General features: G+C 75.3%; 15 protein-coding genes. 4 read left to right on the top strand and 11 right to left on the bottom strand.

Annotated features, from left to right (window positions below):
* Window positions 1–91 precede the first annotated feature (91 nt).
* Both L1785_RS16050 and L1785_RS16045 read left to right on the top strand, forming a co-directional pair.
* Window positions 92–547 (top strand): ArsR/SmtB family transcription factor, encoded by a 456-nt coding sequence (locus L1785_RS16050; RefSeq protein ID WP_236090290.1) that lies wholly within the window; start codon window positions 92–94, stop codon window positions 545–547.
* On the top strand, window positions 544–2,346 hold the full coding sequence (locus L1785_RS16045) for a SulP family inorganic anion transporter (protein ID WP_236090289.1): 1,803 nt from the start codon (window positions 544–546) through the stop codon (window positions 2,344–2,346). Before L1785_RS16050 ends, L1785_RS16045 begins: the two co-directional genes overlap by 4 nt.
* On the opposite strand, the gene L1785_RS16040 is transcribed toward L1785_RS16045, so the two are convergent.
* The 3 genes from L1785_RS16040 to L1785_RS16030 all read right to left on the bottom strand — a co-directional run bounded on the left by L1785_RS16040 (window position 2,325) and on the right by L1785_RS16030 (window position 5,298).
* Entirely contained in the window at window positions 2,325–4,094 is a 1,770-nt protein-coding gene (locus L1785_RS16040) for a bifunctional 3'-5' exonuclease/DNA polymerase (protein ID WP_236090288.1), read from the bottom strand. The two genes, L1785_RS16045 and L1785_RS16040, sit on opposite strands and share 22 nt — an antisense overlap.
* An 80-nt stretch (window positions 4,095–4,174) precedes the next feature.
* A complete protein-coding gene (locus L1785_RS16035) occupies window positions 4,175–4,702 on the bottom strand; it encodes a DinB family protein (protein WP_236090287.1) in 528 nt (175 codons plus the stop codon).
* Window positions 4,703–4,767: 65 nt separating this feature from the next.
* Entirely contained in the window at window positions 4,768–5,298 is a 531-nt protein-coding gene (locus L1785_RS16030) for a pyridoxamine 5'-phosphate oxidase family protein (RefSeq protein ID WP_236090286.1), read from the bottom strand.
* Window positions 5,299–5,426: 128 nt separating this feature from the next.
* Here L1785_RS16030 and L1785_RS16025 point away from each other — a divergent pair, with 128 nt between their 5' ends.
* Window positions 5,427–6,431, top strand: coding sequence for an NAD(P)-dependent alcohol dehydrogenase (locus L1785_RS16025; protein WP_236090285.1), 1,005 nt, complete (start codon window positions 5,427–5,429; stop codon window positions 6,429–6,431).
* Between the two features lie 43 nt (window positions 6,432–6,474).
* On the opposite strand, the gene L1785_RS16020 is transcribed toward L1785_RS16025, so the two are convergent.
* Window positions 6,475–7,677, bottom strand: a complete 1,203-nt coding sequence (locus tag L1785_RS16020; protein ID WP_236090284.1) for an FAD-dependent monooxygenase — start codon at window positions 7,675–7,677, stop codon at window positions 6,475–6,477.
* A gap of 165 nt (window positions 7,678–7,842) precedes the next feature.
* Here L1785_RS16020 and L1785_RS16015 point away from each other — a divergent pair, with 165 nt between their 5' ends.
* Window positions 7,843–8,730 (top strand): TetR/AcrR family transcriptional regulator C-terminal domain-containing protein, encoded by an 888-nt coding sequence (locus L1785_RS16015; protein ID WP_236090283.1) that lies wholly within the window; start codon window positions 7,843–7,845, stop codon window positions 8,728–8,730.
* Between the two features lie 29 nt (window positions 8,731–8,759).
* Here L1785_RS16015 and L1785_RS16010 read toward each other — a convergent pair whose 3' ends face one another.
* From L1785_RS16010 to L1785_RS15980, 7 genes are all read right to left on the bottom strand, one after another.
* On the bottom strand, window positions 8,760–10,679 hold the full coding sequence (locus L1785_RS16010) for a hypothetical protein (RefSeq protein ID WP_236090282.1): 1,920 nt from the start codon (window positions 10,677–10,679) through the stop codon (window positions 8,760–8,762).
* Window positions 10,676–11,905, bottom strand: a complete 1,230-nt coding sequence (locus tag L1785_RS16005; RefSeq protein WP_236090281.1) for a VWA domain-containing protein — start codon at window positions 11,903–11,905, stop codon at window positions 10,676–10,678. The genes L1785_RS16010 and L1785_RS16005 overlap by 4 nt, the downstream gene beginning before the upstream one ends.
* Entirely contained in the window at window positions 11,902–14,631 is a 2,730-nt protein-coding gene (locus L1785_RS16000) for a DUF5682 family protein (protein ID WP_236090280.1), read from the bottom strand. The genes L1785_RS16005 and L1785_RS16000 overlap by 4 nt, the downstream gene beginning before the upstream one ends.
* Window positions 14,628–15,761, bottom strand: coding sequence for an ATP-binding protein (locus L1785_RS15995; RefSeq protein ID WP_236090279.1), 1,134 nt, complete (start codon window positions 15,759–15,761; stop codon window positions 14,628–14,630). The genes L1785_RS16000 and L1785_RS15995 overlap by 4 nt, the downstream gene beginning before the upstream one ends.
* A gap of 37 nt (window positions 15,762–15,798) precedes the next feature.
* Window positions 15,799–19,572, bottom strand: coding sequence for a DUF4132 domain-containing protein (locus L1785_RS15990; protein ID WP_236090278.1), 3,774 nt, complete (start codon window positions 19,570–19,572; stop codon window positions 15,799–15,801).
* 161 nt (window positions 19,573–19,733) lie between these two features.
* Window positions 19,734–20,060 (bottom strand): hypothetical protein, encoded by a 327-nt coding sequence (locus tag L1785_RS15985; RefSeq protein ID WP_236090277.1) that lies wholly within the window; start codon window positions 20,058–20,060, stop codon window positions 19,734–19,736.
* Between the two features lie 132 nt (window positions 20,061–20,192).
* Window positions 20,193–20,870, bottom strand: coding sequence for a phosphotransferase (locus L1785_RS15980; RefSeq protein WP_236090276.1), 678 nt, complete (start codon window positions 20,868–20,870; stop codon window positions 20,193–20,195).
* Window positions 20,871–20,966: the final 96 nt, after the last annotated feature.

Genomic DNA, 20,966 nt, shown 5'->3' with positions numbered 1-20,966 from the left:
TAGCCATACCCACAACGCGGTCTCCGGGGCGGAGGCGAGACCGGCCGCCGGCCGCACTCGTGGATTGATGTTTTGCTAAACTCCTCAAACCATGGACACCCAGCCGCTCTACCGGATCAAGGCGGAGCTCTTCAAGGCGCTCGCGCACCCGATGCGCATCCAGGTGCTCGAGGTCCTCGCCGCCGCAGACGAGTTCACCGCCCCGGTCACCCGGCTCGCTGAGGTGACGGGCGCAGAGCCCTCTCAGCTCTCCCAGCACCTCGCGGTGCTCAAGCGAGCCGGCGTCGTCACCTCCGCGCGGTCCGGCAACGCCGTCGACTACCGCCTCGCCGAGCCGCTCGTCGCCGAGCTGCTCGTCGTGGCGCGCGCCTTCCTGCTTTCCCGGCTCTCGGGGGCCCACGCGGACGCGGGCGACCAGCTCGCCGCCGCACGTCGGCTGCCCGCCGTCCCGGGCGCCAGCGCTGTGACGCTCCTCGGGCACGTCACCGGCCACCGCATCGACACCACTGGCGACGGCACCTCCGACGTCGAGAAGGCCGCTCGGTGACCACCCGGGCGCTCCTGTCACGCTTCGACGTGCGCGACCTCCTGCCCGCTCGCACTGACTACGACCTACGTCCGCGCACCCTGCGCAGCGACGTGTTCGCGGGCCTGACGGTCGGCGTCGTCGCGCTGCCGCTCGCGCTGGCGTTCGGCGTCAGCTCGGGCGTGGGACCCGCGGCCGGGCTCGTGACGGCCGTCGTCGCAGGTATCTTCGCTGCGGTCCTCGGCGGGTCGAACGTGCAGGTCAGCGGCCCCACCGGCGCCATGGCCGTAGTCCTCGCGCCCATCGTGGCGCAGCACGGCCTGGGCTCGGTCGCGGTCGTCACGCTGCTCGGCGGCGCTCTCGTGCTGGCGTGCGGCCTGCTGCGCCTCGGCCGCGTGGTCACGTACATCCCGTGGCCGGTGGTCGAGGGCTTCACCCTCGGCATCGCGTGCATCATCTTCCTCCAGCAGGTGCCCGCAGCCGTCGGCCTCCGTGCGGAGGCCGGCGTCAACCCGCTGGTCGGCGGGCTCCACGCCGTCACCGAGGCGATCGGCAACGCGGTGCCCGACGGCGCCCCCGTCGCCTGGGCCTGGACCCTCGCCTTCGTCGCGGTGGTCGCCGCGGTCATGGTGCTCCTCCCCCGCCTGGCCCCCGCCGTCCCGGCGTCGCTGGTCGCCGTCGCGCTCGTGACCGTCCTCGCGGAAGTGCTGCACGCGCCGGTGCCGCGGATCGGCGACCTGCCGGACTCCCTGCCGCTGCCCCTGGTGCCCGGCGTGAGTCCGGGCGCCCTGCGCGACCTCGTCGGCGCTGCCGTGGCGATCGCGGCGCTGGCCGCGATCGAGTCGCTGCTGTCGGCCCGGGTAGCCGCGACCATGGCGGACACCGGCCCGTACCACCCCGACCGAGAGCTCGTCGGGCAGGGTCTGGCGTCGATCGCGAGCGGGCTGTTCGGCGGCATGCCCGCCACCGGGGCGATCGCCCGCACCGCTGTCAACGTCCGTGCTGGCGCCCGGACCCGGCTCTCGGCCGTTGTGCACGCCCTCGTCATCCTCGCGGTCATCTACCTCGCGACCGGCCCGGTGGGTCAGATCCCGATGGCGGCGCTGTCCGGTGTGCTCATGGTGACGTCGTTCCGGATGATCTCCGCCGCGACCATCCGGGCCGTGCTCACGTCCACCAGGGGCGACGCCGTCGTCTTCGTGGTCACCGCCGTCATCACCGTGGCGTTCGACCTCATCGAGGCGGTGCAGATCGGGCTCCTCGTCGCCGCCTTCTTCGCACTGCGGTCCGTAGCCCGGGCGACGTCGGTGCACCGCGAGCCGCTGCCTGGCATCGCGCAGCCAGGCGATGAGCGGATCGCCCTGTTCCGGCTCGACGGCGCCCTCTTCTTCGGCGCCTCCGACCGGATCCTCGGCGAGGTGAGCGGCGTGGCGCACGACGGGCTCGGCCGCGCATCCATCGACCTCCCCGACGCGCCTGTCGAGGTGGTGATCCTGCGCCTTTCCCACCTGCGCGTCGTGGACGCGACGGGAGCCCGCGCGCTCGCCGAGCTCGTGACCGAGCTCGAACGGCGCGGCGTCACCGTGCTGGTCAAGGGAATCCGGCCACAGGACCGCAAGCTCATGACGGCCGTCGGCGTGCTCGCAGAGCTGCGCCACGAGAGCCACCAGTTCGCGGAGCTGGAGCCCGCGATCGAGCACGCCCGGTCCCACGTCGCGCGGGCGGCTGCGGCGCGCACGGGCGGCGCGACCGACGTCGGGCATCCGGCCGTGACCGGGCCCGTCGGGCCGTCGTCCGATCAGCCCTTCGCGTCCGCGTAGCTGTCGACGACGGCGACGCTCAGCGGGAACTGGACCGGGAAGCTGCCGAAGAGCAGGCGGCCCGCCTCGGTCGCGGCCGCCCGCACCTCGTCGGCGACGACGTCCGCGAGCGCAGCAGGCGCGTGCACCACCACCTCGTCGTGCAAGAAGTAGACGAGGTGCGGGCGCCGGGCGAACGGCTCGGGCGCCTGACCGGGGTCCGCGGTCTCGCCGAGCTCCCACAGACGCCGCCGGATCGACGCGAGCCAGCACAGCGCCCACTCGGCGGCCGTGCCCTGGACGACGAAGTTGCGGGTGAAGCGGCCCCAGGCGCGGGTCTGGGACCGGGCGCGCGAGGCGGCGTCGGCCCCGGAGCCCTCCTCGAAGGCGAGTCCCTGCACCTGTGCCCAGGCCTCGCCGGGCGGGGGCGAGCTGCGGCCGAGCCAGGTCGTGACGACCTCGCCGCGCTCGCCCGCGCGGGCGGCGCGTTCCACGAGGTCGATCGCCGCGGGGAACGCCTTCGCGAGGCGGGGCAGCACCTGGGCAGAGGCGCCGGTGGTGCCGCCGTACATGGCGCCGAGCATCCCGACCTTGGCGTGCTCGCGGGTCTCGACGGCTCCGCTCGCGACGATGCCGGCGTACAGGTCCGTGCCCTGTCCGTCCGCGGACCGGCCGGCCGCGGCCATCCGCTCGTCGCGCGCGAGCCCCGCGAGGACGCGCGGCTCGAGCTGGGCGGCGTCGGCCACGACGAGCCGCCAGCCCGGGTCGGCGACCACCGCCCGGCGCACGTTCTTCGGGAGCTGTAGCGCCCCGCCGCCCGAGGAGGCCCACCGCCCCGTCACGACGCCGCCCACCACGTACTCCATGCGGAAGCGCCCGTCGCGCACCCACGTGTCCAGCCACGCCCAGCCGTTGGCGGTGTAGAGGCGGTAGAGCGACTTGTACTCGAGCAGCGGCGCGATCACCGGGTGATCGAGCTTCTCGAGCTCCCACTTGCGCAGGCTCCGGGCGCCCACCCCGGCGTACTCCATCGCCTTGAGCAGGTCCGGGTGGGAGTCGGGGTTGAGCGTGGGCGGGGCATCGAGCGCCTCGCGGATGCGGCGCACGAGCTCCTCCAGCCGCTCCGGTCTCGCGCCCGGCCGGGGGCGCGGGCCGAGCGCCTCGGTGAGGATCGCGTCGTGGACGTCGGTTCGCCACGGCAGGCCGGCGTGGTGGATCTCGGCCGCGACCAGCGCCCCCGCCGACTCCGCCGCGAGCAGCAGGCGCAGCCGCCCGGGTTCGGTGCTGCCCGAGACGGCGTCGAGCTGGGCGCGCAGCTCGCTCACGGGTTCCAGCTCCTCGCCGCCCGACGCCGGTCGCTCACCGTCCGCCGTCATCTCGCCGAGGTCGAACAGCGCCTCGGGCCGCGCGCCGGCGTGCGCCAGCAGGGCCGGCGAGGGGCCGGGCGGCGTCGGCGCGAGGCCGTCCCACGGTCCCCGCGGGGCGCGCGCCAGGTCCGTCCCCACCGCGAAGGCCGAGGACCGGAGGATCGCGTGGGCGAGCCGCAGGTCGTGCGCCCGCTCGACGCGCACGCCGTCGGTCAGGAGCGCCGGGTACCAGCGGTTCGTGTCGTCCCACACCCACCGGACGCTGCCGTCCTCCCGGCGCCCGACCTCCCCGGCGAGGCGCGCCGCGGGGAGGCTCTCGGCCGGGCCGGGGGGCGCGCCGTCGTCGGGCACCGTCGTGAGACCGACGGCGCCGGCGGTGCCGCGGGCCAGGACGAGGTGCATGCGGCAAGTCTGCCCCGAGCCACTGACACGCCCGGGACCCGCTGCGGCACGACCCCGCGCCCGGGCGGGGGCCGCCGCGGTCAGTCGCCGGTCGCGCCGTCGATCGACTGACGGATCAGGTCCGCGTGGCCGTTGTGCCGGGCGTACTCCCCGATCATGTGGCACAGGACCGAGCGCAGGGACCAGCGCCGGCCGTCGTCACCGGCGTCCGCGGACAGCGTGTCCAGGCCGTCAGCGGCCGCCGCGATGATCTGCGCGGAGTGCTCCTGGGTCTCGGCGAGCCACGCGAACAGGTCCTCAGGGTCGTCGGCGGCGGCGCTCTTGAAGCTCCAGTCCGGGTCGTCCCAGGCGACCTGCTCGAGCCACGACGGCCGGGCGAACCCGCCGGCGAACGACAGGTTGAGCCAGCCGGCCTCGACCACCGTCAGGTGCTTGAGGAGGCCGCCCAGGGTGAGCGTGCTGGGGGCGAGCGACCGCGCGAGCTCCTCGCGCGAGAGGCCCGAGCACTTCCAGCGGAGCGTGTCCCGCTGGTAGTCCAGGAACCCGGTAAGGGTGCTGAGCTCGTCTGCGGCGATCGGCGGGTCGACCCGGCTCTCTGCGGTGGTCATGCCCTCGACCGTAGGCACGACCTCGGTCCGCGGCCAGTCCGCCACGCCGCCGGGATGATGCGGGCTCAGAACGTCCACCGCGTCGCCCCTCCGGGCTCCACGGTCCCCACGCCCGTCGCCGACGTCGCGACCAGCCGGTAGACGTGCCACGGCGGCGGTCCCGCCGACGGAGCGCTGTACTCCGCGGTGAGCGCCTCACCCGACTCGTCCGGACGGGCCGGCCAGCCGCCCTCGGCGGCCCGTGCGGCCGTCGCGGCGACCTCCTCGCGGTCGGTGACGAGATCCGCCCGACCCTCGACGACGAGGTCGAACTCGTGCACCGCGAGCGCGAGCGCGCACCGGGGGTCCCGTGCCAGGTTGGTGCCCTTGCGGCTGGCGCGGCTCGCCGTGAACCAGAACGCGCCGTCGTGATACCAGACGCCGACGCCCGTCACGTGCGGGGTGCCGTCCGGGTTGATCGTCGTGAGCCAGCACGTGTGCCGGTCGGGCCCGCCGGACCCGGGCGCCTGTTCGAAGCCCCGCTCGAGCCGCTCGTGCACGGCGTCCCACTCCATGACCGGCAGGTCGTAGAGGCCGGCCAGGTTCTTGGTTTCCATGCAGTACCGACCGCCCTGCGCGCCGGGACTCATCGCTCCGCGGCCGTAGTCTGTCCTGGCCAGCAGCGTGCGTTGCGGGTGGACCTACAACGACAACCGCAGTCCCCTTGCCGAGCCAGGAGCGCCCCGTGAGAGCAGTCGTCCAGGACTCCTACGGGTCACCCGACCTGCTGCGCGTCGCCGAGGTGGCCGAGCCGGTGCCCGCCGACGACGAGGTGCTCGTCCGGGTCCGTGCGGCGTCGGTGCATCCCGACGTGTGGCACGTCGTGACGGGCCGGCCGTACGCCCTGCGGCTCATGGGATCGGGCATTCGACGACCGCGCGAGCGCGTGCCCGGGACCGACGTCGCGGGCGTCGTGGAGGCGGTGGGCGCGGGTGTCACGCGGTTCCGGCCGGGTGACGCCGTGTTCGGCGAGACCCTGCGGGTCAACCAGTGGCGCAACGGCGGCGCGTATGCCGAGCTCGTCGTCGCCCCCGAGGACGGACTCGCGCAGATGCCCGCGAACGTGTCGTTCGAGGAGGCGGCGTCGGTGCCCACGTCCGGCCTCATCGCGCTGAACAACGTCCCGGCCGGGCACGCGGGACCGGGCGCATCGGTGCTCGTCAACGGCGCGGGCGGCGGGGTCGGCACCCTCGCGGTGCAGATCGCAAAGGCATACGGCGCGACCGTCACCGGGGTGGACCTGCCCGCCCGGCTCGACCTCGCACGCGTGACCGGGGCTGACCGCGTCGTCGACGCGTCGGTCACCGATGTCACGCGGGCGGGCGAGCGGTACGACCTGGTCGTCGACGTCCCCGGGAACCACCCGTACCGGGCCTGGCGCCGGATCCTGCGGCCCGACGGCCGTTACGCCCTCGTCGGCCACGACCACTACGGGGCGGCCGGGCACGGCCTGCTCGGCTCGCTCCCCCGGTTCGCCGGGCTCCTGGCGCGGGCCGTCGTCGACCGGCACCTGTCGGCGTCGGTGACGCTGCCGCCGCGGCAGGAGTCCCTGAAGACGCTGCGGACGCTGCTCGCGTCGGGGGCGCTGACGCCCGTCGTGGACCGCACGTTCGCGCTCGACGAGGTGCGGGAGGCGATCCGCTGTCTCGCGTCGGGCGCGAACCGGGGCAAGGTGCTGATCGCCCCTTGACCCCGCTGCGACGACGACGGGAAGCCACGTCGGCCCGGGCGCTTCAGGCCGCTGTCTCCACGGCGTAGTCCGGCAGGTCGATCGCGCTGACCGCCTTGTCCATGCCGCCCATCATCGCCGGCCCCAACGGGGTGCGCAGCAGCCACCGCATCATCGTCTGCCCCGTGCGGATCGCCCGCGGGGTCGACGGCAGGAAGCCCTTCACCCCGCCCGGCAGGGGCCGCACGTTCGCGGCGACGTACGGCCGCATCAACGTCTCGTACGCGGGGAAGGCCGCGAGCGGGTCGCCGCCCGCCTCGGCGAGCTCCCCGGCCAGGACGTATGCCCCGACCAGCGCGATCGTGGTGCCCATCCCGACGGACCCCGCCGCGCACGCGTCGCCGAGCAGCGCCACCCGCCCGTCGTGCCACGGCGTCTCGACGCGGCCGTGCCGGTCGAAGTAGAAGTCGTCCGCCCGCCACATGGCGTCGAGCATGCGTGGCAGGTACCAGCCCTCGCCCTCGAAGACGGAGGCGACGATCCGCTTCTGCTGATCGATGTCCCGCCGGTCGTACGGCACCGGGTCGCCGGCGAAGTGCACCATGCCGCGCGCCCCGCCGTGCGCGGGATACAGCAGGGCGTTGCGCCCGCCGGTGGTCCCGTTCCCCGCCGGCATCGTGTACATGAGCTCCCAGCCGTCGAGCGCGGGCGCGTCGTCCATGGTGAACACTGCCCGGTGGTACCCGCCGTCGACGAGGCGTGCGGCGGGGAACGCCAGGCGCCGCGTCGCGGAGAACACGCCGTCGGCGCCGACGACGGCGTCGAACCGGCGGCGACCCGTCCGCCCGAAGGTGACCAGGACGCCGTCGGCCTCCTGCTCCGTGGCGGTGATCGTGTCGTCGAAGACGTACTCGACGCCGTCGCCGGCCTCGCTGAGGATGCGGACGAGGTCGCTGCGCAGGATCTCGAGGTCGGCGATGATGCCGCCCGAGTGGCCGAACGCGTCCGCCCCCATCTCGACGCGCACGCGCCCGGCGACGTCGACCTGCCGGATGCCCTGCACGCCCGTGTGGGCGGCGCGCACCTGGTCGGTCAGGCCCATCCGCTCGATCACGTCGCGGGCCGCGCCGCGCACGTCGATGCCCTGGCCGCCCTGGCGCGGGCCTGGTGCCCGCTCCACGACGGTCACGTCGATCCCGTACCGCCGCAGCCAGTACGCGAGCGCCGTCCCGGCGACGCCCGCGCCGGAGATCAGGATGTGGGTCATGTCGGTCTCCCCTCGTTGCCGGGCCCCCGCGGCCCGGCTGCTGCGTACACCGTACGAAGTGCACGTCCAGCAGAGCCAGGTGCAGGCAGTACGGTGGTAGTGCACCGGCTCGGCAAGCGCGGCTCAGCGAGCAGGTGCACCAGTGCACCGGGCGGAGGAGGACGTGTGACGACCACGTACGAGCGCATCGCCGACCTGATCGCGGCACGGATCGAGGACGGCGACCTCTCCACCGGGGACCTCGTCCCGTCCACGCGGCGCATCGTCGCGGAGCACGGCGTCGCCATGGCGACGGCCACGCGCGTGCTCGACGAGCTGCGCCGGCGCGGCCTCGTCGAGGCCCGGCGCGGGGTGGGCACGGTGGTGGCGGCACGCCTGAGCGGTGTGCCCGCGGCCCGGATCACGACGGCGGACGTGGTGCGGGCGGCCGTCGCCCTCGCCGACTCCGACGGCCTCGGCGGCCTCTCGATGCGCCGCATCGCGACCGACCTCGGCATGCCCACCATGTCGCTGTACCGCCACGTGACGAGCCGCGAGGACCTGGTGGCCCGGATGCTCGACGCCGTCTACGGCGAGTCTCCGCTGCCCGACCCGCTGCCCGACGGCTGGCGCGCCCGCGCCGAGACGGTCGCCCGGACGCTGTGGGCGGCGTTCACTGCGCACCCCTGGGCCGCGCACGCCATGTCGATGACCCGCCCGCAGCCGGCAGCCAACGGGATCGCCCACACCGAGGCGCTGCTCGCCGCCTTCGACATCACACCTGGCCGGCTCGACGTGGACGTGCGCATGCACCTGGCCGTGACGGTGTTCCAGTTCGTGCGCGGCGTCGCGGTGAACGTCGAGCCGGCCGAGCAGGCCCGCCAGGACACCGGTCTGTCCGACGAGGACTGGATGGACCGCGCCCTTCCCTCGCTGCAGGCCGTCACCGACGTGCGTCGCCACCCGCACCTCGCCGAGGCGATGTCGACGGGCATCGACCTGACGCTCGACTCGCTGTTCGAGTTCGGCCTCGCTCGGTTGCTGGACGGGTACGCGGTGTTCCTGCGGGCGTGAGCCGGGCCCGCGGGAAGGCCCGGCTCGCGTCAGGCGCCGGCCACCTCCGCCACCTGGCGCGCCCGCCCCACGAGGAAGGCCGCGCGGAGCAGGTCGTCCGGGGTAAGGCCGTCGGTGCCGCTCGCCAGGCCTGCGGTTGTGCGCTCGAGCGTGGCGAGCCCGAGGTCACGTGCCAGGTCGCGGGCGCGCTCGACGTCCGCCCGCTGACGCGCCGTCAGATGAGCGCGGCCGGTCGCTGCGACGGCGACCAGCACGTCCTGCGTCAGGTTGCACACGAGCCGCACCGGCGTGGGCGGCGCCGTGGCGGTCGCCACGACGGCGGCACTCGCGCGGAGCCGCGACACACGTGCCAGCCGCTTGCGCCACGTCTCCCACCACCGGCCGCGCTCCAGCGACCAGGCGGGCGTGAGCGTGGGGCTGACCAGCACGACGCGACCGTCCGCCTCCCGGACGAACAACCCGACCGGCTCGTCGCGTCCCTCACGCCGCTCCACGGTCACGGCCACGACCGTGCGTCCGCCTGCGACGACCGACAGCAGCGTCTCGCACGCCGTGCCCTCCGCGACCGGCAGCCGCAGCACGATCTCCCCGCCGTCCGCGCCGGTCACGGTCCAGGTGACGTCCTGCCGTACCTCGTCGACGCCGACCGTCCCCGTGTCGCGCACCATGACGACCCGCACCTGCGCCGGCCTGCGGCCGAAGCCGACCGACTCGCGCGCCGGGCGGCCCGGGGCCGTCCCGGCCGCGATCTGGCGCAGCTCTTCCACGTCGAGCCCCGGGGCGAGGACCGTCACGCGGGGGCTGCCGCCCGCGCCGAGCGCGCCGTCCGGCATGACCCGCACGCCACTCAGCGCGAGCGGGCCCGAGCTCAAGCGGGCCGCCGACACGCCCCACAGCAGCGGCATGTCCCAGCTCCGCCGGAACGACGGGTCCGTGCCCGACGCCCGACCGGTCACCGCCCTGCGCACACGCCCATCGGCCGGGTCCCATCCGAGGAGCTCCACGCCGCGCGAGCCGCTCGGCGCCGTCCACCACCGCACCCCGAGGGGCACCAGCCGGCCGAGGTCCGTCTCGTCGTGGTCCGCCGTCGTCGCGCTCCGGCTCGCCACGGCGCCGGTGGTCGTGGCGCCGGTGGTCGCGGCGCGGGCGGTCGCGGCGCCGGAGGTCGCGGCCTCACCCGGGTCACTGTCCGCGGACAGCGCCTCGCACAGGCCCCAGGTCTCGGCGAGGGCATCCAGGAGGTCCTCCTCGTCGACCTGGTCGTCCCGGCCGGCGAGGTCGTCGACCAGGCCGGCCGCCGTCCGGACCAGGGCGTCCAGCCGGACGCCGTGCACCCGGTCCAGACCCGCGACGCGCACGCGGCCGGCGAGCGCGCGCAGCTCCTCGGCGTCGCCCGGACCGACGTGCGACAGGCCCGTGGCGACGAGATGGGCAACCGTGGACCGCACCTCCTCGAGCGCCGCGGCTCGGGCCCCGGCGCGGCGTCGCTCCGCCGCGGCCCGCGCCGGGGACGGGCGAGCTGGTGGCGGGGCGGACGCCGGCACGATCGCGGCGCGCGCGCCTGCGGGCCGTTCTCGTCCGGCGCCTTCTCCCTCGGCAGGTTCTCCCTCGGCACGTTGTACCTCGGCAGGTTCTCCTTCGGCAGGGACGTCGGCGGGTGCGCTCTCCGCTGCCTGGGCGACCGCCAGGTCCCGGCCCCAGAGGCAGGCCGCGACGATGTGCTGGCACACGCCCGCCGTCGGGCAGTCGCACCGCACCGCCGTCGGGCCGCGCCGGTCGAGGCGGACGCGGAAGCCGCTCACGGTGAGCTCCGCCCCCTTCGCGTCCTCGGCGGCCACCTCGACCGTGTCCTTGCGCGCACGGCGCAGCAGCCCCGCGCTGGCGAGCGCGGCAAGTGCGGCATCGTCGACCGCGTACACGCCGAGCCAGGGCCGGGCACCGGCGCTCATGCGAGCACCTCCCCGAGCCACTCGGCGAACCGCTCGGGAGTGAGCGCCGCCACCTCCATGCCCGCCTCGGCGAGCCGCTGCGCGGTGCCGCGGTCATAGGCGGGCTCGGCTGCCTCGTCGAGCGCGGCGAGGCCCAGCAGCCGCACGCCGGACGACGCGAGCCGCCGCACGGCCGCGAGCAGCTCCGACACAGACCCGCCCTCCTCGAAGTCGCTGACGAGGGCCACCACCGTGCGCGACGGGTTGCGCACCTGCTGCTCCGCGAACCGGACGGCGCGCGCGATGTCGGTACCGCCGCCGAGCTGCGCGGTGAGCAGCACGGACACCGGGTCGTGCGCCAGGTGCGTCATGTCCACGACGCTCGTGTCGAACAGCACAAGCCGCACGTCGATCCCCGGCAGGCCGGTCAGGATCCCGGCGCACACGGCGGAGTAGAGCAGGGACGACGCCATGGACCCGGACTGGTCGACGAGCACGATGACGTCCCACGTCAGGGCGCGCTTCGACCGGGAGGAGAACCGGACGTCCTGGACGACGACGCGGCCCTGCGCGTCCAGGCGACCGAGGTTGGCGCGCACGGTGCGCTTCCAGTCGAAGTTCCGGGCGACCCGGTGCATCGAGCGTCGCGAGCGGTCCACGCGACCACCCACCGCCGTCATGAACCGCGGCCGGAGGCGGCGCACCACGTCCTCCACGACCTTGCTGATCACGCGGCGCAGACCGACGGCTGCCCGCTCGTCGAGCCGACCCCGGACCTGCAGCAGCGCGGTCGCCAGCTCGCGGCTCGGTTCGAGCGCCTCGACCGCCGCCTCGTCGGCGAGCAGCTCGGTCAGCCCGTACCGGCCCACGGCGTCGACCTGCATCCGCTCGAACGTCTCGCGCGGGAACAGCTTCTGGGCCTCGCCGAGCCAGGTCATGGCGGTCCAGTCGACGCCCTGTACGGCCGACGGGTCGAGCGTCCCGCCGCCCCGCCCGGGCCGCTGGTCGTGCTCGCCGCGGCCTGCGCGGTGCCCGCGCGCCGCGTACTCGCGGTCGTAGAGGTAGCGCAGGGAACGCTCCAGGCCAGCGTCCTGACCGGGCACCGACAGGTGCTCGGCGGCGTACCGGCCCAGCACGAGCCGCCACCGCCGGGCGGCCTCCTCGTCGGCCGCACCCGGGGCCGACGCCGGCGCCACCGGCGCCACCGTGCCTACCCCTGGGCCGGGCGACCCTGTCATGTCCGTCATGCCTCTCCTCCGCTCCAGTGCGCGAGCCCGTCCCGCCCGAGGACGGCCGCGAGCTCGCGCTCCACCGCCAGGCCGGCAGCCAGGTCGCTCTCGTCCAGGGCCACGCGCGCGTTCACCATGTCGGCCCGCACGCCGGCGCGGGCCGCGGCCCGCTCGGCCAGCCGGTGCGTCTCGGTCGGGCGCAGCCAGGTGAACGCCCTCCGCAGGTCCGGCAGCACGGCGAGGAACGCCTCGCCCGAAAGCGCGCGCAGCGCGCCGTCGACCGCGTCGAACAGCTCGGGCGTGTGCAGCAGCAGGTCGGGCGCCGCCCGCAGGATCCCGCCGAGGAACCGCACGGCGGCGCCCGGGTCCGCCCCCGCCAGCAGGGCGCCGCGCACCTGGGTGAGCAGGACGTCGTCGGGCACCTCGCCGTCGACGTAGCCGAGGGCGAGGAGCCCGCCCCGCACCGCGGGCGCAGTAGCGGGGTCCTCGCGCAGGCGCGCCAGCTCTCGCTGCACGCCCGGCCCGACGCCCGCGCCTCGCGGGTCCGGCATGCCCGCGCCTCGCGGGTCCGGCTCGGCACCGTCGAGGCCGGGGGCGGACGACGCCGCCTCGTCCGCCGCTCGCTCGGCCGCCCGGACGAGCGCCCGGAGCGCGACTGCCGTGCCGACCGCGGCGTCCTCGTCCTCGGGGGCGGCGCGGCCAAGGTCGGCCACCAGGTAGGCCGCGGTGGCGAGCGCCTGGTCGACGAGGCCGAGGAGGTCGTCGCCGTGGTCCTGCGCGTCCAGCTCTGCCCGCGCGCGCCACAGGTGCAGCAGCCGCTGCCCGCCGGCCACGATCGACGCGAGGTCGCGGTCAACGTCGAGCGTGGACCGCAGCAGCGCCACCAGTCGCGGCAGGTGCTCGCCGAGCCCGACGACGAGCGCCTGCGCCAGCAGCCGCGCCACGCCGTCGGCGGAGCGCTGCTGCTCGGACGCCAGCCGCTCCTCCTCCTCGCGCAGGCGGGCGACCGCCGCGGCGTCGAGCGTCGCGCCCAGGTGCGACAGCTCCACGAGCCGCGCCTCGACGAGCGGCGTCCACGCGTACTCCCACTCCTCCAGAAGCAGGCCGAGGCCTCGGCCCGCGACGTGGTCGGGGCCGGACAGCCGACGCCCGAAGTCCGCCCCGAGCAGCTCGAGGAGCGCCAGGACCTGCCGCCGCGCACGGTGCGAGGGCGTACGCCGGGCGTCGAGCCGAGCCTTGCGGGGCACCGAGTCGTCGACCGTCAGGCCCGCACGCACGACGCGCTCCCGCGCGTCGCGCACCAGCGGCGGCTGCGCGCTGCCGGCAGGCACGTCGCCCAGGGCACGTCCGCCGAACACCTCCGCGACGGCCAGCCCGAGCGGCCGGTCTCCCTCGCCGGGGCCGCCCAGCCCGCCGTCGTCCTGGAGGTAGCACGAGGTGATCGCGTCCAGCACGTCGCTACGTGCCGGGTGCGGGCGCTCGCGCAGGTCGGCGAGGCGGACCGCCTGCTCGGCAGCGGCGGACACCTGCGGCAGGCTCACGGCGTGCCCGCGTCCGGCGGCGCCGCGTGCGACGTCGACGAGCACCTCGCGCGCGAGCGCCTCGGCGGGTGCGGCGCGGTGCGACATCGCGTTGTCCGGCGTCACACCGTCGCCCGCGGTCGTGCCCAGGACCCCGGCCGCGAGCGCCGACTCGTGCGCCGCGAACAGTCGCTGGTACCAGCCGGGCGACGGCATCCCGGCGCCGTACCCGCGCAGGCCGTCGAGGCGCTGGTGGTCGTAGCGGATCAGCCACGCGTCCGGCCAGGCGGGGTCGCCGACCTCGACCGGCCCGTAGCCTCCGGCCGGGCGGCGGTCCCGCACCGGGGCGCCCTCGGGCGCGCCGGCCAGGGCCTCGACGAGCGCGAGCGTGTGGAACGCGCCCGTCACCACGAGGACCGGCCCGGCGCCGGCGAGGCGCTCGGCATGCTCCGTGACCCGCGCGGACATGCGCGCCTCGCGGTCCAGCGAGCCGTCCGCAGCGAGCACCGTGTCCTCGTAGTCGAGGCGGGCGAGCGCCGCCCAGGCCAGCACGTCGTCGAAGACGGTGCGCCAGTCGGCGAGGTCCGCCGTCGGGCGCGCCTCGAACAGGTGGTCCCAGACCTCGTCGTGATCACGGCAGCCGAGCCGCTGCGCCACGTCGGCGACGGAGCGCGAGTGGGCCAGGTACCGCTCGGACATGAGGGTGCGCGCGAACGGGTCACCCTGTCCGACGGCGGAGGGGTCGCCTCCGCCGTCCGCCTCGCCGCCGCCCTGCACACCCTCGTCCCGCCCGCCGGCGTCGCCCTCCCCCGTCCGCTCGCCCCACGGCCGGTCCACGAAGGCGAGCTCTGCGCCCGCCGCGCGGCCGGCCCGCAGGGCGACCCACTCCGGCGAGAACGACGCGAGCGGGTAGAACCCGGCGCCGAGCCCGTCCGCGCCGAGGCTGAGGACAGCGATGGGCGGTCGCGTCGCCTCGTCGAGCAGGTCGGGGATCAGCCGCGTGTACTCCTCCGGGCCCTCGATCAGCACGGCGGCGGGGCGCAGCTCCTCGATCGCTGCCCGGACGGCCACGGCGCAGGCGGGGCTGTGGTGCCGCACGGGCGCGAGGACGATGCCCTCCTCTCGAAGCCGCACGACGGCGTCCGCCGCACGCTGCAGCCGCTCGGGCGCCGCGCCCCAGGCGGCACGAGCGGGCGCGGTGCTCGTGACCGTCACGTCGGTCACCGCCACAGCGGCTCGGCGGCGGCGAAGAACTCCTTCCACCGCCGGTCGTGCCGGGCGCGCTCCCGCACCACGTTGTCCACGTAGTGCCGCAGCCGCCGCGCGTCCTCCTCCTCGCCCTTGAGCGCCACGCCCGCCACCTGACGTGCCACCTCCGCCGCCGTCACGACGCCGTCACCGAGGTATCGCGCCTCCAGGCTCGCCGCGACGGCCACGTTGACCGCCTCGGCCGTGGACATGACTGTCTCCGGCCGCTTGACGGGCGCACCCTCCCTGGTCGTGCCCGAGCGCAGGTCCTGGAACACCGTGACCAGCACCTCGAGGACGTCCCGGGAGAACGGGGGCCGCTGCCCGGCGGGACCGAGCTCGGCCTCGACCTGCCGCTCCACCAGCTCGATCTCGAACTCGCGGTCCCGCACCGGCGCGACCGTCTCGAAGCTGAACCGGCGCTTGAGCGCGGCCGACATCTCATGGACGCCTCGGTCCTTGAGGTTGGCCGTCCCGATCACGTTGAACCCCGGACGGGCGGCCACGCGAGCCTCGCTGCCGAGCTCGGGAACCATGAGCTGCTTCTCGGAGAGGATCGAGACGAGGGTGTCCTGGATCTCGGGCGCGCAGCGGGTGATCTCCTCGAACCGCACCACCTTGCCCTCGCGCATCCCCGTGTGGACCGCCGACGGCACGAGCGACCGCTCGCTCGGCCCCTCCGCGACGAGGAGGGCGTAGTTCCACGAGTAGCGCACGTGGTCCTCGGTGGTCCCGGCGGTGCCCTGGATCGTCAGCGTGGACGTGCCCGACACCGCGGCGGCCAGCAGCTCCGACAGCATCGACTTCGCCGTGCCGGGCTCGCCCACGAGCATCAGGCCCTGCCGGCCCATCAGCGAGACCACGGCCCGGTCGACCAGCGGGTCGTCGCCGTAGAACTTCCGGGACACCCCCAGCTCGGGGTGGCCCACCACGAACGCCCGCACCGCGCGGGGGCTCAGGCGCCAGCCGGGCGGCAGCTCGGCGCCGCGCTCGGCGTCCCAGCGAGCCAGCACCGCCAGCTCGTCCGCGTGGCGGACCTCGGCGGGCGGGCGCAGCTCCGCGGGGGCGGTCGGGGCCGTGGTCATGTCGTTCCTCTCGGTGGTCATGCGTTCGTCGGGTGGGCGGTCGCGTGTGCGGTGGACATCAGTACTGGCTCCGCCGTTCCCAGTCGGGGTCGAACGCCCCGGCCTCGGCCACGGTCACGTAGTCGCGGTAGCTCTCGGCGACGAGGACCGGCGGCAGGTCGGCGAGCGGCACGAGGCCCTTGTCGCCCCAGGTCCCGGTCCGCCGGAACTCGAGGTCCGTGACGGCGGCGGCGATGTTCTCCTCGGGCAGGAAGGCCCCGGTGAACTGGATCTCGGCGGTGACGCCGACCGACGGGTAGGTCTTCGTGTACGCGGTGAACCAGCCGGCGTCCTCGGCCGCGGAACGGCTCCAGCCGAGCTTGGTCGCCCGGCCGCGGATCGAGAAGCTGTCCGTCAGCCAGCCCTTGTGATCGCTGATCCGGACGGCCCCGGCGGGGAGGTCCGGCAACGACACGCCGAGCTGGTCGAACAGCGGGACGATCTCGTAGTCCGCGAGGTGCTCCCGCCAGGCGGCCACGTCGTCGCCCGCCGCACCGGCGCTCAAGGTGACGGCGTGCGCGAGGGCGACCTTCGCGTCGTCGGGCAGCGTGACGTCCTCGTCGTCGACGGCGACGAGCGCGCCACCGTCACCCGGCCGGAACGCGCGCTGCGCGGGCGTGCCCGGCTCGGCCAGCCAGACCAGCCGCGCCGCGAGCCGCGACATCACGGGGTGGTCCAGGACGAACTCGCGCCACTCGGCGGCGGTCCAGCTGCGGCCGGTGCACATCGCCTCGTGGAGCCGCTGCGTCTGCAGCGCCGCCACGGCCTTGAGCTCCTTGCGGCTCGCCGAGAGCTGGGCCTTCGCCTCCCGGTAGGGCTCCGCGTCCTCGCCGGCGCGGGCGCCCGGCAGCGCCTTGACGACCGCCCCGGACGGGCTGCGCAGCTCGATCGTGAACGACGGCGTGATCCGGCCGGTGACCTCGCGGTCGCCGAGGCCGAACCGCAGGATGCCGTCGTCGTCGAAGCCGGCCGTCTGCACGGTACGGTCCGCGAGCTGGTCGGCGCTCCAGCCGCGCCGCTCCGCGAGCTCGGTCGCCAGGCCGGTCGCGACGTCCTGGACGGTCTTCTGCTTGAACCGGCGGGAGACCGCCAGGAGCTGCTGGACGGCCGGGCGGTCCCCGTTCGCGGCGAGCGCCCGCACCAGCGCCTCGGCCTGGGCGCGGCGGCCCTGGTGCGCGCGCAGGTACTGCTGGGTCGCTGTCGCGAGCTCGCTGCCGGGCATGCCGACCGTCAGTGCGAGCAGGCCCTTGTCCTTCACGGCGGATCCGAGATAGGCGGCCTGGTGCTCGCGGTAGGCCTCGCGGTAGTGGTCGTCCAGGGTCTTGGCCGCCTGCTCGGCGTACCACTCGACCTCGGGATGCTGCTTGGCCCACTGCTGAGCATTGTCGAAGGCGGTGCGGGCGCGCCGCTCCGCGTAGTCGCGGCTCTCGTCGGCCGACGCCGTGCGGGTGTCCTGCGCGATCCACGCACGCAGCACGAACGAGCCCAGGGCGGCACGAGACCCCTCGTCGAGGAGCGAGACATAGCGGGCGAGCAGGCCCCCGCCGCTCGGTTCCTTCAGCTTGCACGCCAGCACCACCCACCACCGCACGACCTCGCGGGGCACGTCGCCGCCCGAGGTCCAGCGAGCGGCCGGGAGCTGGCCGAACGGGAACCAGGTCAGGCTGGCGGGGACCTTCGCGCGCAGGCCCTTGGTCGCCTCCGCGAGCAGCACCTGCGGCGCCAGGTCGGCCGAGATGTCGTCGCCGAGCGCCTCCAGCGCCGTGAGGAACGCTGCACGGACCGGCTCCCGCCTCTCCTTCGCGAGCGCGCCGCGCAGGGACGGCACGGCTGCCGGGTCGCCCAGGCGGGCGATCCACCGGGCCGCCGCCGTGCGCACCTCGGCCTTGCCGTCGCCGAGCCCCTGCTCCGCCAGGTTCCGCGCGCCGGGGTGCGCTGCCAGGGCGTTCTGCGCCGCGAGCCGGTGCGTCTTGCCCTCGCCGAGCGCGAGCGCGGTGACGCGCGGCAGCACCTCCGCGGGCACGGCAGGGAAGGCTCGCAGGATCTCGAGGACGCGCGCCGGCGCGTCGCCCCACTCGTAGCCGGTCTGCGGCTGCAGGTAGCGCTCGAGCAGCGCCGGCCGCTCCGCGAAGAACGGCCAGGCGTCGGTCGCCCGCACGTAGGGCTGGCTCCACGTGCGCTGGAGCGCCAGGCGTATGACGACAGCGTCCGGGTCCTCGACCTTGCAGCGGCGCAGCACGTCGGCGACCGCCCGCAGGTCCGTCCCTGGCTCGACGTGCTCGCGCAGGCGCCACGACAGGTTCTGCGCCCCACCCCGGCTGGTGAGCCGGTCCTGGCCGATGTGCTCCAGGAGCACGAGACGGGTGCGGTGGAGGAGGGTCAGCGGCCCGAGCGCCGCAATCTCGTGACCCGGGTTGCGGCCGACCAGTCGCTCGACGACCCCCGTCGCCGGGCGCTTCACGGCGCTCCCCGAGAGGAAGGCGGCGAGGTCGCGCAGCTCGTCGTCCCCGGTCTCACGCAGGTTGGCGAGCCTCTTGCGCGCGCTCTTCAGCCAGTTCTCGTTGCGTCCCGACCCTGCGGCCTCGGCTGCCGCCAGCTCGCCGGTCAGCCGCGCGAGCTGCTTGTCGAGCACGCCGCGCGCGGCGCTGACGAAGTCCTCCCCCAGCTCGGTCTCCGGCAGCGGCTCGAACGGCGGGAGATCGACCGGCGCGGGCGGCGCCTCGGCATCACCGTCGAGCGCACGTGCCCGCTCGACGGCCTTGCCGAGGAGCGTCGCCCGGGTCCCGGTGGCCCCGTCGAGCGCCGCCTCGATCGCGGCGAGCCCGCCGTCCGCAGCCGCGAGCCGGGTGACGACGCCCTCCAGGCGGGCGGGTGCGGCCGAGCGCAGCAGAGGCCCGAGCAGCCGTAGCTGCTCGTCCTCGGGCAGGCCGGCCAGCAGCGCGAGGGCCTCCTGCCGCACCGTCTTGGCGGAGTCGGCCGCGAGGGTCGCGACGACAGCCGCGTGCGCGGCCGAGGTGCCGGCCGCGGCGACATGGTCGAGGAACGCAGAGCGCCCGTGAGCGCTCAGCGACGGCACGACGGCGGCGACCGCGTCGCACTGCCCGGCGAGGTACTCGGCGACCGACCGGTGCTGGAGCAACGCGTCGAGCGGGCTGGGGCGCCACGAGCGCTTCGGCTCGACGCGGTGCAGCAGCGCCCGCACGACGGTCGTCGCGACCTCCGTGTCGGGCACGCCACCCTCACGCACCACCTCGGCCAGCGCGTCGGGCGTCCACTGCCCCCGTAGGGCCTTCTGCGTCCCCGCGTCGCCCTGCTTGCCGTGCCCGCGACCGTAGAGCGCCGTCGCGACGTCGTTGGCCAGCAGCGCCACCCACGCCGGCAGCCCCGCTGTCTCACCGTCGACCGTGCCGGCGATCGTGGTCAGGAGGCGGGCGAGGCGGGACAGCTGGACCGCCGTCGCCCCGTCCTGGACGCGGTAGGCCCGGTCGCGGGCCGTGGTGCTCTGCGGCACCGACCACTTCGCGTCCGCCTCGCGCAACCGGGCAGTGACCTGGTCCGGAACCCAGGACGAGTACGGGTTCACCCGGCCCGGTCGCTCCAGGAGCTGATCCACGACGTCCAGGTCTCGCCCCGCGAGGTCCGACAGGATCTCCGGCCCCGTCCCGTCCTGCACGTAGGCCGCGGCGCGCTCGTACACGTCCGGTCCCTCGACCTTGAGCACCCGCAGCGCGTCGCTCAGCGCCTTCGCCGCCGCACCCCGCCCGCTCACCCGGTCGATCACGTCCTGCAGCATCCCTAGTACCCCTCGTCGTCCCTCGTTCCCGCACGTCGGAGCGGCAACCCGCCGCGTCACGCGGCATGCGGCACAACGTAGCGAAGGTCACTGACACATCCGCAGAAGGGGAACGGGGTCCCCGCCGTGACGGCGGGGACCCCGTGGTGAGGCGGTCGGTCTCAGGCCTGCTCGGCCGACCCGGGCCCGTGCGCGGAGGTCTCCTCCGGCTCGTCGGTGTACTCGGGCTCGTCCTCGTCCAGGTAGGCGCCGTCCGACGTCGGCCCGTCCCACTCCCACGACCCGTCGTCCCCGGGCAGGTCCGTTCCGCCGCCCCAGCCCTCGGACGACCCGAACTCGGTCGACTCGTCGGCGGGCTCGGCAGGGGCGAAAGGCGGCTCGTGCTCGTATCCCTGGGTGCCGGTCCGAGCCGGCTCCTCGAACAGCGGCTCCGCCTGCTCGGAGAGCTCCTCGGCCTCGGTCGGCCCGCCGTAGCTGTTCTCGCTCATGTCGACTCCTCGATGGTCGCGCCGAGGCATGCCGAAGAGTCGCCGCCCCCTGCGGGACGCGGAGTGGTTCCGCATCCGCCCGCAACGTACCGACGGAGCAGGGGTCTCGCCAGAGATACGGAGGTCCCCCGCTCAGCCCCGTGGGCGCGACGCCGCAGCGCGGGCGAGCGCCGCGGCGTCGCCCAGCAGCGCGAGCTCGCGGGCGGTGAGGTTGGGGTCGAGCGCGCGCCGTGCTGCCGCCTCCTCGAGGTGGTCCTTCCACGGCGTGGTCACCGCGGTGGCGAACGCGGGCAGGAAGGCACCGAGGTCGTGTCGCAGGGCCGCTTCGAGCTCGGGCTGGTCCGGCAGCATCCCGGGCGTCACAACCACCTGCGCGACGATGAGCGCGGTGGTCGCCACGTCCAGCGCGGCGGGGCCCGGGCGCGCGTTCGACCAGTCGATCACCACCGGGCCCTCCGACGGCATCATCACGTTGAGCGGGTGCAGATCGAGGTGCAGCAGCGGTGCGCCGCCAGGCCAGGGCAGGTCGTGGAGGTCGTCATGCAGGCGCGCAAGCAGGCCGGCGGCACCGGCCACGCTGACGCTGCCGGTGGCCATCGCCTCGGCGAGGGTCGGGCCGTGGATGCGGCTGAGGACGAGGTCGGGGCCGTCGACGCCCCACACCCGTGGTGCCGAATACCCGGCTGCGACCAGCGCCCGCATGACCTCCGCCTCACGGGCGGCCGGCCGGCCGTCACGGTAGCGGCGCAGCACGCGGCCGCCGCCGAGCAGGTGGACGTCGGCGTCGCGGCCGGAGGCGAGCAGCTCCATGGCGAGCAAGGCTAACCAGCCCTGAGCCCGACCGGCCGACGGCCTGCCGTCACGGGCCACGACACCGGCCCGGGACGGGGAGAGGTCGTCCCGGGC

The organism is Antribacter soli, from assembly GCF_021568775.1.
GTDB lineage: Bacteria > Actinomycetota > Actinomycetes > Actinomycetales > Cellulomonadaceae > Antribacter > Antribacter soli.
This window is presented reverse-complemented; position numbering and strand designations above follow the sequence as displayed.